General features: G+C 48.1%; 13 protein-coding genes. 12 read left to right on the top strand and 1 reads right to left on the bottom strand.

What is annotated here, in order from left to right:
* Nucleotides 1-101: 101 nt before the first annotated feature.
* The 10 genes from AC0THY_RS15590 (at nt 102) to AC0THY_RS15545 (ending at nt 10,723) form a co-directional block, all read left to right on the top strand.
* Nucleotides 102-1,538, top strand: coding sequence for an acyl-CoA carboxylase subunit beta (locus AC0THY_RS15590; protein WP_489991521.1), 1,437 nt, complete (start codon nt 102-104; stop codon nt 1,536-1,538).
* Between the two features lie 14 nt (nt 1,539-1,552).
* Entirely contained in the window at nt 1,553-2,311 is a 759-nt protein-coding gene (locus tag AC0THY_RS15585) for an OadG family transporter subunit (RefSeq protein ID WP_489991520.1), read from the top strand.
* Between the two features lie 19 nt (nt 2,312-2,330).
* Nucleotides 2,331-2,702 carry a biotin/lipoyl-binding carrier protein gene (locus tag AC0THY_RS15580; protein ID WP_489991519.1) on the top strand — a complete coding sequence of 124 codons (372 nt, stop codon included), beginning with the start codon at nt 2,331-2,333 and terminating at the stop codon, nt 2,700-2,702.
* 16 nt (nt 2,703-2,718) lie between these two features.
* On the top strand, nt 2,719-3,867 hold the full coding sequence (locus AC0THY_RS15575; RefSeq protein ID WP_489991518.1) for a sodium ion-translocating decarboxylase subunit beta: 1,149 nt from the start codon (nt 2,719-2,721) through the stop codon (nt 3,865-3,867).
* An 83-nt stretch (nt 3,868-3,950) separates the two neighbouring features.
* The gene (locus AC0THY_RS15570) at nt 3,951-5,363 is read left to right on the top strand and encodes an oxaloacetate decarboxylase subunit alpha (protein ID WP_489991517.1); all 1,413 of its coding nucleotides are present in this window, start codon (nt 3,951-3,953) and stop codon (nt 5,361-5,363) included.
* A 153-nt stretch (nt 5,364-5,516) separates the two neighbouring features.
* Nucleotides 5,517-6,764 (top strand): BaiN/RdsA family NAD(P)/FAD-dependent oxidoreductase, encoded by a 1,248-nt coding sequence (locus AC0THY_RS15565; RefSeq protein ID WP_489991516.1) that lies wholly within the window; start codon nt 5,517-5,519, stop codon nt 6,762-6,764.
* A gap of 29 nt (nt 6,765-6,793) precedes the next feature.
* Nucleotides 6,794-7,465, top strand: a complete 672-nt coding sequence (gene cmk, locus AC0THY_RS15560; protein ID WP_489991515.1) for a (d)CMP kinase — start codon at nt 6,794-6,796, stop codon at nt 7,463-7,465.
* Nucleotides 7,462-8,307: a 4-hydroxy-3-methylbut-2-enyl diphosphate reductase gene (ispH, locus tag AC0THY_RS15555; protein WP_489991514.1), complete on the top strand. Its 846-nt coding sequence runs from the start codon at nt 7,462-7,464 to the stop codon at nt 8,305-8,307. Before cmk ends, ispH begins: the two co-directional genes overlap by 4 nt.
* Complete coding sequence (gene rpsA, locus AC0THY_RS15550) at nt 8,295-9,380, top strand: 30S ribosomal protein S1 (RefSeq protein ID WP_489991513.1); 1,086 nt, start codon at nt 8,295-8,297, stop codon at nt 9,378-9,380. The genes ispH and rpsA overlap by 13 nt, the downstream gene beginning before the upstream one ends.
* 395 nt (nt 9,381-9,775) lie before the next feature.
* Nucleotides 9,776-10,723 (top strand): C39 family peptidase, encoded by a 948-nt coding sequence (locus tag AC0THY_RS15545; RefSeq protein WP_489991512.1) that lies wholly within the window; start codon nt 9,776-9,778, stop codon nt 10,721-10,723.
* A gap of 69 nt (nt 10,724-10,792) precedes the next feature.
* On the opposite strand, the gene AC0THY_RS15540 is transcribed toward AC0THY_RS15545, so the two are convergent.
* Entirely contained in the window at nt 10,793-11,869 is a 1,077-nt protein-coding gene (locus AC0THY_RS15540; protein WP_489991511.1) for a ribonuclease H-like domain-containing protein, read from the bottom strand.
* Nucleotides 11,870-12,048: 179 nt separating this feature from the next.
* On the opposite strand from AC0THY_RS15540, the gene AC0THY_RS15535 reads away from it, so the two are divergent.
* Complete coding sequence (locus AC0THY_RS15535; protein WP_489991510.1) at nt 12,049-12,972, top strand: putative ABC transporter permease; 924 nt, start codon at nt 12,049-12,051, stop codon at nt 12,970-12,972.
* 3 nt (nt 12,973-12,975) lie between these two features.
* On the top strand, nt 12,976-14,295 hold the full coding sequence (rsxC, locus tag AC0THY_RS15530) for an electron transport complex subunit RsxC (RefSeq protein WP_489991509.1): 1,320 nt from the start codon (nt 12,976-12,978) through the stop codon (nt 14,293-14,295).
* Nucleotides 14,296-14,303 lie beyond the last annotated feature (8 nt).

Below are 14,303 nucleotides of genomic sequence, written 5' to 3'. Positions count from 1 at the left end.
CGTGACAAAATACTTGATATTTTCACCAAAACAAGATACAATTAAAATCGGCAGAAAATTGGTTTTACTTTTATTAAATATAAAAAATGGAGGGCTGAATAATGAGTAATACAGCACAAAGCTTAGCAAGTACAAGAATTACTTCTTTACTTGATGAGAACAGTTTTGTTGAAATCGGCGGATGTGTGACTGCCAGAAATACTGATTTCAACATGCAGCAAAAAGAAACCCCTGCAGATGGAGTCGTAACCGGATATGGTGTGATTGACGGCAATCTGGTGTACGTTTACAGCCAGGACGCATCTGTACTGGGAGGCTCTATCGGTGAAATGCATGCCAGGAAAATTGCCGCAGTCTATGATATGGCGATGAAGATGGGCGCACCGGTGATCGGATTGGTTGACTGTGCGGGACTGAGGCTTCAGGAGGCGACAGATGCGCTGAATGCTTTTGGTGAACTTTACCTGAAACAGACCATGGCATCCGGAGTGGTGCCGCAGATAACCGCCGTTTTCGGTACCTGCGGAGGCGGACTTGCACTGGTACCGGCACTGACGGATTTTACTTTTATGGAAAGTAAAAAAGCAAAATTATTTGTGAACTCTCCAAACGCGCTGGATGGAAATGAAATTTCCAAATGCGATACATCTTCTGCAAAATTCCAGAGCGAGGAAGTGGGGCTGGTGGACTTTACCGGAACCGAGGAAGAGATTTTTGCCGGAATCAGAGAATTGATCTGCATGCTTCCGGCCAACAATGAGGACGACATGTCTTATGAAGAATGCACAGATGATTTAAACCGTGTATGTACAGACTTGGCGAATACTGTGGGAGATACCTCCATTCTTCTTTCTAATATTTCTGATGACGCCATTTTTGTAGAGACTAAGGCCGGATATGCAAAAGAAATGGTAACCGGATTTATCAAATTAAACGGGACGACCGTAGGTGTTGTGGCAAACCGCACTGAGGTCTATGACGCTGAGGGGAAGAAAGCGGAAGAGTTTGACGCAGTGCTCACCACAAAGGGCAGTCGAAAAGCTGCAAAATTCGTTAAGTTCTGTGATGCCTTTGAGATTCCGGTTCTGACCTTGACTAATGTGAAGGGATTTAAGGCGGACATGCACTCTGAGAGAGGAATTGCTGCCGCTGTGGCGGAGATGACCTATGCATTTGCAAATGCAACTGTGCCTAAGGTAAATGTGATTATCGGCATGGCATTCGGCAGCGCCTATACAGCCATGAACAGCAAGGCCATTGGCGCGGATATGACTTTCGCGTGGCCCACAGCACAGATTGGTATGATGGATGCAAAGCTGGCGGCTAAGATCATGTACGCGGATGCGGACGCAGCCACGATCAATGAGAAAGCGGGCGAGTATGCAAAGCTTCAGTCCAGTGCTCTGGCTGCAGCGAAGAGAGGCTATGTAGATACCATCATTGAGGCGGAAGATACCAGGAAATATGTTATCGGTGCTTTTGAAATGTTATTCACAAAAAGAGAAGGTCGTCCATCCAAGAAACACGGAACGGTATAAGCGGGGTGAATAATATGAGGCAGAGATTAAAAGGATTATTATGGGCAATGTGCCTGATGTTCGGTATGGGTATTCTTGTTTTTGGCAGTAAATCAGAAGCAGCGGACAGTGCTTCGGTACTGAATGAGCAGAGTATAGCCGAGTACAAAAGCAGCGCTACCCAGACCATACAGATTGTGACTGCGTTTACGGATGAGGATATTGACTCGTACCTGTCACAGAGCAACAGTGCTTTTGTCATCAACACTGTGGAGTCATGGAAAAGCGCCAGGGAAGAGTTGGGAACCTTCGTGGAAATTACCAGCCAGGAAGTGGAGGCAGATGATACCCAGGTGACTGTCACTTCGATCGTTAAGTTTGAGAAGGGAACGGCAACGGTTCCATATATTATTGATGTGATGGAAGGACCTCTGAGCATGAGCTTTGATGTGAACTATACATTGGGGCAGAAGATGGAAAAGGCGGGGCTGAACACAGTCATGGGCATCGGCATTGTATTTCTTATGCTGATTTTCCTCAGCTTTATCATTTCCCTGTTCCGGTTTGTTCCTAAGCTGGAGAAAGGTTTTTCAAAGAAAAAGGAAGCGCCTGTTCCTGCGCCAGTACCCGTTCCGGTGAGGACCGAGCCGGTTGTACAGGAGGAACTTGTGGATGATGGTGAACTGGTGGCAGTCATTGCAGCGGCAATCGCGGCATCAGAGAATACATCTACAGACAGTTTCAGAGTTCGTTCAATCAAAAAAGCAAATGCAAGAAGATGGAAAAATGTATAGGTATAGGAGGATTTAGATCATGAAAAATTATACAATCACGGTAAATGGAACCGTATATGACGTAACTGTAGAAGAAGGAATCGGCACAGGAGCACCGGCAGCACCGGCTCCCAAGGCAGCACCCAAAGCAGCTCCCAAGGCACCGGCAGCACCGGCTCCCAAGGCGGCAGGCGCAGGGGCTGTAAAAGTGACAGCATCCGTTCCGGGCAAAGTGTTTAAGGTAGAGGCAAATGCAGGACAGGCTGTGAAGGCCGGAGATACCATTATTGTGCTGGAAGCAATGAAGATGGAGATTCCGGTTGTGGCTCCTCAGGACGGAACCGTTGCAAGCGTTGACGTAGCAGTGGGTGATGCAGTTGAATCTGGTGACACTTTAGCAACCATGAACTAAAATTGGAGGTAGAAACATGTCATACGTTATAGAAACGTTGTCAAACCTACTTCATCAAACGGCGTTTTTCAATCTGACCTGGGGCAACTACCTGATGATTTTAGTTGCGTGCGTGTTCTTATACCTTGCAATTAAGCATGGATTTGAGCCGCTGTTGTTGGTACCGATTGCATTTGGTATGCTGCTGGTAAATATCTATCCTGATATTATGGCGCACCCGGAAGATATGTCAAATGGTGTAGGTGGACTTTTACATTATTTTTATTTGCTGGATGAGTGGAGTATCCTGCCGTCTCTGATATTCCTGGGGGTGGGAGCCATGACGGACTTTGGACCTCTGATTGCGAATCCCAGAAGTTTCCTGCTGGGAGCAGCAGCACAGCTGGGAATCTATATGGCTTACTTCCTGGCAATCCTTATGGGCTTCAATGGGAAGGCAGCTGCAGCGATCTCCATCATCGGAGGTGCAGATGGTCCTACCTCTATCTTCCTGGCAGGTAAGCTGGGACAGAGTGCGCTGATGGGTCCTATCGCAGTGGCAGCATATTCCTATATGTCACTGGTACCGATTATCCAGCCGCCGATTATGAAGCTTTTAACCACAGAAAAAGAGAGAAAGATCAAGATGGAGCAGCTGCGTCCGGTTTCAAAGCTGGAGAAAATCCTCTTCCCCATCATTATCACAATCGTAGTTTGTTTGATTCTTCCCACAACAGCACCCCTTGTAGGTATGCTGATGCTGGGTAACCTGTTCAGAGAGTGCGGCGTGGTGAAGCAGCTGACAGAGACCGCTTCCAATGCCCTGATGTACATCGTTGTTATTCTGCTGGGTACCTCAGTAGGTGCATCCACCAGCGCAGAGGCATTTCTGAATATGGATACACTGAAAATCGTGGCTCTGGGTCTGATTGCATTCGCGTTCGGTACGGCCGGAGGCGTGCTGTTCGGAAAGCTTATGTGCAAGATTACCAAGGGCAAGATCAATCCTCTGATTGGTTCTGCAGGCGTTTCTGCTGTGCCTATGGCAGCGCGTGTATCCCAGAAAGTGGGAGCGGAGGCAGATCCTACCAACTTCCTTTTGATGCATGCCATGGGCCCCAATGTGGCCGGTGTTATCGGTACAGCTGTGGCGGCAGGTACCTTCATGGCCATCTTTGGAGTGTAGAACGGCAGAGCAGCAATGAGTGCGTTTTGGCCCCGCACTGCGGGGCTGTATTATAAATTCGTAAAAACCAAGGAGGTTTAGCAATGGCAGGAACAAAAAAGAAACCAATTAAAATTACTGAGACCATTCTGCGAGATGCTCATCAGTCTCTGATTGCTACCCGTATGACCACAGAGCAGATGCTGCCCATCGTGGATAAGATGGATAAAGTGGGATACCACTCCGTAGAGTGCTGGGGAGGTGCTACGTTTGACGCTTCTCTTCGTTTTCTGAAGGAAGATCCCTGGGAGAGACTCCGCAAATTCCGTGATGGATTTAAAAATACGAAGCTGCAGATGCTTTTCCGCGGACAGAACATCCTGGGATATCGTCCCTATGCGGATGATGTGGTAGAGTACTTCGTTCAGAAGTCAATTGCAAACGGTATTGACATCATTCGTATTTTTGACTGTATGAATGATATGCGCAATCTGAAAACTGCCGTAAAAGCGGCAAACAAAGAGAAAGGCCATGCACAGGTGGCGCTTTCCTATACCCTGGGCGATGCCTATACCATGGAATACTGGATTGACATTGTAAAGAAGATTGAGGATATGGGTGCAAATTCTGTGTGCTTTAAGGATATGGCCGGCCTTCTGCTGCCCTACAAGGCTACTGAGCTGATTACAGAAATCAAAAAGGCAGTGAAGATCCCTGTACAGCTGCACACACACTATACTTCAGGTGTGGCTTCCATGACTTACTTAAAGGCAGTGGAAGCAGGTGTTGACGTGATTGATACAGCTATGTCTCCCTTTGCACTGGGAACTTCCCAGCCAGCTACAGAAGTTATGGTTGAGACCTTTAAGGGAACTCCGTATGACACTGGATTTGACCAGAATCTGCTGGCAGAGATAGCAGACTACTTCAGACCTATCCGTGATGAGGCTCTGGAGAGCGGGCTGCTCAACCCCAAGAATTTGGGCGTTAATATCAAGACTCTGCTGTATCAGGTACCGGGCGGTATGCTCTCCAACCTGACCTCCCAGCTGAAGGAACAGCACGCTGAGGACAAGTACTACGAGGTGCTGGAGGAAGTGCCGAGAGTGAGAAAAGACCTGGGCGAGTGCCCGCTTGTTACTCCTTCCTCACAGATCGTTGGTACACAGGCTGTGTTCAACGTAATCATGGGAGAGCGTTACAAGATGGTGACCAAAGAGACAAAAGCAGTTCTCTCAGGAGAGTACGGCGCTACCATCAAGCCTTTCAACAAAGAAGTACAGAAGAAATGCATTGGTGATAAAAAGCCGATTACCTGCCGTCCGGCAGATCTCTTGAAGCCGGAATTGGATAAGATTGAGAAAGAAATGGCACAGTGGAAGGAGCAGGATGAGGATGTACTCACCTATGCACTGTTCCCGCAGGTAGCCACGGAATTTTTCAAATACAGAGAGGCTCAGAAGACAAAGGTTGACCCAAAAGCAGCTGACACCAAGAACGGTGCTTATCCCGTATAATAAGAGCTTAATCAGGGCATCAGACAGCTTACATTGCTGTTTGGTGCCTTTTTGTTTTTGCATTTTTCGTTCGTGTGTGTTATACTTTTTGCATTACGCGGAAAAGGACTTAACATGAACAAACCTGGCAGGCAGAGAGGAAAAGGGCAGAAAATGAGTAATGTGTTGATTATTGGCGGCGGTGCCGCAGGTATGATGGCATCAGTGGCGGCTGCGGGCAGGGGCCATCAGGTGCATGTCTTTGAGAAAAATGAAAAGCTGGGAAAAAAGCTGTATATTACCGGAAAAGGCCGGTGTAACGTGACGAATGCCTGTGACACAGAGGAGCTGTTTGAACACATATGCACGAATGCTAAGTTTCTTTACAGTGCAATTTATGGGTTTACCAACCAGGATGCTATACAATTTTTTGAGGAGTGCGGTCTGAGAACCAAGGTGGAGCGCGGAAACCGGGTATTCCCGGCTTCTGACCACTCATCGGATGTCATTGCCGTCCTGCAGAAAAAAATGCGTGAATTGGGCGTCTCCGTGCATCTGAATACCCCTGTGTTGGGAATTGGGACGGAGCAGGATAAGGTGACGGGGATACGTGTGCGCACAGGGCGGGGGAGAGGAGAAAGCTTTATAGAGGGAGATGCGGTGATCGTGACAACAGGAGGGCTTTCTTATCAGAGCACGGGATCTACAGGAGACGGATACCGTTTTGCCGAAAGCCTGGGGCATCATGTGACCCCACTTTCCCCCTCACTGGTTCCACTGACGACAGGGGAGGACTGGGTGAGCGACCTCCAGGGACTGTCTCTCCGGAACGTGCGGGTAGGGATCTATGATGGGAAGAAGTGTCTGTTCGAGGAGCTCGGGGAGATGATGTTCACCCATTTTGGGGTCACAGGCCCGTTGATTCTGACGGCCAGCAGCCGTATACAAAGGCAGATGGAGAAAGGGAAAAAGTTAATCCTGCAGATTGATTTAAAACCCGCTTTGACTGCGGAACAGTTGGATAAACGCCTGTTGCGGGAGTTTGACGAGGCCAAAAACAAGCAGTTTAAAAATTCAGTGGGCAGTCTCTTCCCTGCAAAACTAATTCCGGTTATGGTCGAAAGATCAGGAATACTGCCGGAAAAAAAGGTAAATGAAATATCCAGGGAAGAAAGACAAAATTTTGTGCGCTTTATAAAGAATTTTAAGTTGACCATAACAGGGTACAGAGATTATAATGAGGCTATTATAACAAAAGGCGGTATCCAGGTGCGGGAGGTAAATCCCTCTACTATGGAGTCCAAGCTGGTTTCCGGTCTTTACTTTGCCGGGGAAGTGCTGGATTTGGACGCTGAGACAGGAGGCTTTAATCTTCAGATTGCCTGGTCCACTGCCTATGCTGCGGGAATCAGTATTTCCTGAGCAGAAAATTAGAAACCGGAGGTTTATGAATGAGTTTTAACATTGCGATTGATGGCCCTGCAGGTGCGGGGAAGAGTACGATTGCAAAACTGGTGGCAAAACAGCTGGGATTTGTCTATGTAGATACAGGTGCCTTGTACCGTGCCATAGCTCTGTATCTACTAAAGCATAGGATCACTGCCGACGATGAGGAGGGTATCCGGGATGCCTGCAGACAGATCAGGATTGCCATTGCGTATGAAAACGGAGAACAGCAGGTGCTGCTCAATGGAGAGAATGTCACCGGGCAGCTCCGTTCAGAGGATGTGGGGAATATGGCTTCCGCCTCATCGGGAAACCCAGATGTGAGGGAGGCGCTTCTGCAGCTTCAGCGTGAAATGGCCGTTTCATCGGATGTTGTGATGGATGGAAGGGACATTGGCACCAATGTCCTGCCACAAGCCCAGCTCAAGATCTATCTCACAGCCAGCACGGCAACCAGAGCACAGAGACGTTTTTGTGAGCTCCAGCAAAAAGGCATTCCCGGCAGCCTGGCTGAAATTGAGAGGGATATTGCCACAAGAGACCATCAGGATATGACCAGAAAAATTGCGCCCCTGAAACGGGCACAGGATGCGGTTTTGGTGGACTCCTCTGAGATGACCATTGACGAGGTGGCAGAGTGCATTATATCCCATTACAGGGAAGTGAAGCTGGAATGAAGATAAAAGTGGCAAAGACAGCAGGCTTTTGTTTCGGGGTGAAGCGTGCTGTGGAAAAAGTGTATGAGCAGGCGAAAAACATGGACAGCCCTGTCTATACCTATGGACCCATTATTCACAATGAAGAGGTGGTAAGGGACTTGGCGGACAGAGGTGTGAAGGTGTTGCAGAGCCGGGAAGAGTTGGAAGCCCTGCAGGAGGGGATTGTAATCATACGTTCCCATGGCGTTCCAGAGAGTATCTATGAGGCGATCAGGAAGCAGGGGTTGGCTTTGGTGGATGCCACTTGTCCCTTTGTAAAAAAGATTCACAGGATCGTTGAAAAAGAGAGTGCTGCCGGGGCTGAGATTGTGATTATAGGCAATGACAGGCATCCAGAGGTAGAAGGTATCAAGGGATGGTGTCAATCCAGAGTTACGGTAATCGGAACGGAGGAGGAAGCCGCACGATTTGTGCAAGATAGCGCCGAAAAGCTTTGTATCGTGTCGCAGACGACATTTAATTACAATAAATTTAATAAATTAGTTGAAATTATTTCTAAAAAGGGTTATGATATACTTGTTTTAAATACGATTTGCAATGCTACGGCAGAGCGTCAAACCGAAGCCAGGGCTATTGCAGGGGAAGCGGATGCCATGATTGTCATAGGAGGCAAGCATAGTTCCAATACTCAGAAGTTATTTGAAATATGTAAGAAGGAATGTGCAAATACTTACTATATACAGACACTTGAGGATTTGGATGTACAACGGTTACACTCCATGGGTTGCGTAGGTATTACCGCAGGGGCATCGACCCCAAATAATATAATTGAGGAGGTTCTGAAAGAATGTCAGAAATGAGCTTTGAACAAATGCTGGACGAGTCGTTCAAAACAATTCATAATGGAGAGGTAGTCGAAGGTACAATTATCGACGTCAAAGAGGATGAGATTATCCTGAATATAGGCTATAAGGCTGACGGAATCATCACGAAAAATGAGTACTCCAACGACAACAGCATCGATCTCCGTGACGTAGTACACGTAGGCGATACCATGGAAGCAAAGGTTTTGAAGGTAAATGATGGAGAGGGTCAGGTACTGCTGACCTACAAGAGACTGGCAGCTGAGAAGGGCAACAAGAGATTAGAGGAAGCGTTTGAGACACAGGAAGTACTGAAGGCACCGGTAGCACAGGTGCTGGACGGCGGACTTAGTGTGATTGTGGAAGAGGCAAGGGTATTCATTCCCGCAAGCCTTGTTTCCGATACTTATGAGAAAAACCTTGCAAAATATGCAGGTCAGGAAATTGAGTTTGTTATCAGCGAGTTCAACCCCAGAAGAAGAAGAATCATAGGTGACCGCAAGCAGCTTTTAGTTGCGAAGAAGGCACAGATGCAGAAAGAGCTATTTGAGAGAATCAATGTGGGCGATGTGGTAGAAGGTGTCATCAAGAATGTGACAGACTTCGGTGCGTTCGTTGACTTGGGCGGCGCTGACGGTCTGCTCCATATCTCAGAGATGTCCTGGGGACGTGTTGAGAACCCCAAAAAGGCATTTAAGGTAGGCGAGCAGCTTTCTGTTCTCATCAAAGATATCAGCGGCGACAAGATTGCCCTGAGCCTGAAGTTTGCAGACCAGAATCCGTGGCTAACCGCGGCTGAGAAGTATGCAGTGGGCAATGTAGTGGAAGGCAGAGTAGCTAGAATGACCGATTTCGGTGCCTTTGTAGAGCTGGAGCCGGGCGTGGATGCCCTTTTACACGTATCACAGATCTCACACGAGCATGTGGAGAAACCCTCCGATGTTCTGAATGTGGGACAGATTATCACCGCTAAGGTGGTTGATTTCAATGAGACGGATAAGAAGATCAGCCTCAGCATCAAGTCTTTGGAGAACTCTGCTCCTCAGGAAGAGATTTTTGAAGAAGAGTAATTTTAGTAATATTGGTTAATATAGTAAATAAAGAATAAGGTCCGGTTCCTGGGAACCGGATCTTTTATTGTATCATAGGAAAGTCCTTCGGAATTCCCTATGATATAAAAAGCCCTCCGGGCGGGATCGCACTGCGGCGGAGTGGAAGATGGCTGCCGGGGCAGCCCCGCCGCAGGCGGAGAATCCTGCGTGCAGGATTCTTTTTTATCCCTCAAGGCTGGGGAGGAGTTGAAACTGATCTGTCCACTTTGTTAAAAAACACCAGCTAATTTTCAGAAATGTTTACAAAATAGTGAAGATTTTCAGCGGAGCGGACATTATAATAGTAAATGGGAGCTGAAAGCGGAATTGCAGCTTTACCTGAATATTAGGAGTACAATAGGGGAGACAGGAAGATGAATGATAGACGTGAGCCAAGCAGGAATGAAATCAGGCAGTACCGAAGGCGCCAGGAACAGATGCGCAGAGCAAAGAGAATACGCAGTATTAAGAGAATGCTATTGTGCTTTCTCGTGATGACTGTGTTGGTGGTCTGTATGGCTGGGGCCAAAAAGGTATTTTTAGAAAAAAGCAGCACTACGGCTGGGACAGGGGAGGAAAAGCCGGAAGAGCTTTCTTTGGTGAGGAGTACAAAGTCTGAGAAAACGAAAACCCAGATACCCTACTTTGAGGAACTCAAGGCCATGGAGAGTCAGGATGAGAGGATCAGTACAGTGATTGACAACATCCAGGATTATCCTGAGGAGGTGCTGAAGATACTGGCTAACAATATAGAAACCTTGGATTTTGTATTGGATTATCCCCAGAAAAAAAATCAGCCCTGTGAGGAAACCATAGGGGAGAATCCAGTAAAGGGAGAGATTCCCCTGCTTCTTCAGTGGGACAGGCGCTGGGGATACGGCAGTTATGGGAGCAGTATTGTGGCAGTGAGCGGCTGTGGGCCCACCTGCATTGCCATGGTGGCATCCGGGCTAACGGGCAGAAATGATATCACGCCATACACAGTAGCCCAGTACAGTGAAAATAACGGCTTTCTCACAGCACAGCTGGATACCAGCTGGGATTTGATGACTTACGGCTGCGAGGCCTTTGGAATCACAGGGACAATGCTGGGGTTAGACGAGGGGGCTATGGTCAACACCTTAAACGCCGGAATGCCGATCATATGCAGTGTAGGAAAAGGCGATTTTACCAGCAAAGGGCACTTTATTGTACTGACCGGCTACACGGACGGAGGGTTTCAGGTTCATGATCCCAACAGTAAAGTCCGAAGCAGCCAGTCCTGGACGTATGAAAAACTAAAAGGACAGATTTTAAATATGTGGTACTACACTTTGAATTAAGTGTAGTACACTTTTTTCTGTTCAAGTTTGTAAAAATATGCTATACTAAAGCCGTGTATATGTACATAGTTAACAAGTTTCGTTAAGATATCCAGTCAGATAGTCATGGAGGGCGGCAGCATCGTCCAAGAATGCTGTAGAACATTCCAGATAAGCAGGAGTACTGCCGTAATCCAGGTAGAATAAAGGCTGAGATGTTAAGGAGGGACAGGGAAGAAACAGACCTGTCTTTTTGCAGTAGCAGGTGGAAGCCTTAGCCTGGACGCGGTGGCTCTTGTCCACGTAGGCCGCAACGCTCTTATGCATGGCGGTGTCCTCCGCCGGGAGGTAGTAGTAGCTGCGGTAGTCTGAAAAGAAATACTTTAATGTTCCGGAAATGCCTTTCAGCAAAATGCGGCAGCTGGTATCCTGGGCGGTGAGATATCCATGGGCCAGCGGACAGGAAATGCGCTGCGGCAGAGGCTGCGTCAGCTTTAAGAAAAAGACTGTCTCAAAGACTCCGTCCATACCTTCCCCGGTCTGCTGATCCTCCACGGTGAAGCCTCCAAGGAGAAAGTCTGTGTAGGATAGAAGGGCAGTCAGGTCCAGGGTGCCGGACAGGTCATCCCGGTTGTGCAAAAGTAAGAGTTTCTCTACAGCCAGATCCCGGTTCTTAGTGTAGTTAAAGTACAGAGGGATCAGTTCCCTGCCGGATAGCTCGTCTTTTCTGGCAATGCCAAGATACTGCTCAAGGGATTTCAGGTTCATTTTGGAGAGCCCCAGCAGCTTTTTTAAGGGGCGGAGACGTTTATACAGATCCAGACTTTCCGGGAGGCAAAGACAGTCCGAAGCTTGAGCCAGCCAGCGTTTTTTTACAAAGGGGATATCAAAGGCGTCCCCGTTGAAGTGGATCAAAACGCGGTAGTTTCGGGCAAATTCCGAGAAAGCAGTGAGAAGGTCAGACTCTTCCTCAGGAGACTGGGCAAGCCACTGTTTGATTTTCCAGGAGCTGTCCTGATAGAAAAGGACTCCGATCAGATAGATAAAGGATGAAGAAGGGGAAAGGCCTGTGGTCTCAATATCAAATAAGAGCAGGGTTTCCTTGGGCCCCAGATTTTCCAGAGGATAGCTGGGGGAAATGTCAATGGGTTCGTTTGCTGTGATCATGGCAGATTCCTTTCTATTATTGCTTTGAGATAACTAATCAGCAGACGTGTCCATTTGCTGCACAGTTACGATTTGATTGTTTTCGCATATAGGATACAGAAAGCGTCCTTAAAATATAGTATACTGTATTTTAAAAAAATTGGAACAAAAATTTGTGATAAGATTTGAGAGGAAGAAGTATGTGGGATTTAGAGATTTTAGGCGTTGACCTTTATCATATTCTGTCATGGCTGTATCTGTACAGCTTTCTGGGATGGCTGTGGGAGAGCGCCTATGTATCAGTGAAGGAGAAAAAACTGGTTAACAGGGGATATATAACCGGTCCCCTCTGTACCATCTATGGGGTGGGGGCAGTCAGTGTATTTTTGATTCTCAGGCCTCTTCAGGGCAATTGGATTGCTCTGTACTTCGGAGGTGTCATAGTCGCCACTGTGCTGGAATATATTACAGCAGTGATTATGGAAGGGCTGTTCCACACCAGTTGGTGGGATTACAGCAATAAAAAGTTTAATTTTCAGGGGCGGATCTGTCTGGGCAGCTCCGCAGCATGGGGATTGTTTACCCTCATGATGTTTGCAGTCCTCCAGCCATTTGTAGAGATGATCGTGGGCTGGTTCACCATAAGCGTTGGGAAGATCGTGCTGATTACAGTGACAGTTCTCTACGCAGTTGATTTTACCTTTGCAACTGTCACCGCCATGCAGCTGGGCAAGAAGCTGGCCCAGATGGAGCGTGTGATGGCGGACCTTGCCGAGCATCTGCAGGAATCCAGAATCTACGCATCTGCCGCAGAGTTCATGGACCGCCTGGAGCCATATCGGCTTGGGGTTAACCGGGTAAACATCAAGGAAAAGATGACCCAGTATCAGGAGATGCTGACCAAGCGTATTGAAAGCCTTGGACTGAATGAACAGAAAGAGGCGACTCTGGAGAAGCTGAGGATGCTCAGTGAAAAGCTTGGCAGTACAGTGGCGAAGGGCAATTGGAACAGCAGACGTTTGATCAGAGCGTATCCAAATCTGAGTAAGGCCAGCAGACTGCGCAGGAAAAGCCTGAGGCAGATCCGGCACGAAAAGAAAGAAAAAGAAGAGAGGAAGGTATGAGAAATGGCACGACTCACATTTAAAGGGGGGATACATCCTTACGACGGGAAAGCACTGTCTAAGGATAAGCCTATTCGGACTGTGCTTCCGAAGGGTGATCTGGTTTATCCCCTCTCGCAGCACATCGGAGCCCCGGCGGTTCCGGCAGTGAAAAAGGGTGATCATGTACTGGTAGGCCAGATGATTGCCGAGGCTGGCGGGTTTGTATCCGCACCCATTCATGCATCCGTGTCCGGCACCGTTAAGGCCATAGAGCCGAGGCTGACCGTGACAGGTGATTTGGTAAAAGCCATTGTGATTGAAAATGATGGGGAATACAGAGAGATTGACTGGCCTGAGCGCAAACCGCTAGAGGAGCTGAGCAGCACAGAGATTCTGGAAATGATCAAGAACGCAGGGATCGTGGGCATGGGCGGTGCAGGATTTCCGACTCATGTAAAGCTCTCCCCAAAGGAGCCTGAAAAGATAGATTACATCATTGCTAACTGTGCGGAGTGTGAACCGTACCTGACTTCCGACTACCGCAGAATGATTGAGGAACCGGAAAAGATCGTAAAAGGCCTGCAGGCAGCGATCAAGATTTTCCCGCATGCCAAGGGGATTATTGCGGTGGAGGATAACAAAAAAGATGCCATCGCTCTGCTTAGGGATGCGGCGAAAGAGGATTCCAATATTGAGGTAATGGAACTGAAGACCAAATATCCTCAGGGAGCGGAGCGCCAGCTTATCTATGCCACTACCGGCAGGCAGATCAATTCCTCCATGCTTCCCGCCGACGCTGGGTGTGTGGTAAACAACTGCGATACCATCTATGCCATTTACCAGGCAGTATACAAAGGGCGTCCTCTGATGCACCGGATTGTGACTGTGACGGGAGATGCCATTTCAAATCCCCAGAACTTCCGGGTCTGCACAGGAACCATATACGGGGAGCTGATTGAGGAGGCCGGCGGTTATAAGGAAGAGCCGGAGAAGATCGTGTCCGGCGGTCCCATGATGGGATTTGGGCTTTACACCCTGGAGGTGCCCACCACAAAGACCTCCTCCGCGCTATTATGCCTCACGAAGGATGAGGTGGCGGCCAATGAGCCCACAGCCTGCATCAACTGCGGCAGGTGTGTGAGCATGTGTCCGGGAAGAGTGCTTCCCTCCAGACTTGCTGATTTTGCAGAACGTCACGATGAGGAGAATTTCTTAAAGCTCAACGGAATGGAATGCTGCGAATGCGGATGCTGCAGCTTTGTCTGTCCGGCCAAGAGACCTTTGACACAGTACATAAAATCCATGCGGCGCATGATTTTGGCAAACCGAAAGAAAAAGTAGAAGGGAGA

This window comes from Ruminococcus sp. 8Y-12, assembly GCF_058119865.1.
Note: the sequence above shows the minus strand (reverse complement) of the source record. Positions and strands in the feature narration are given on the sequence as shown.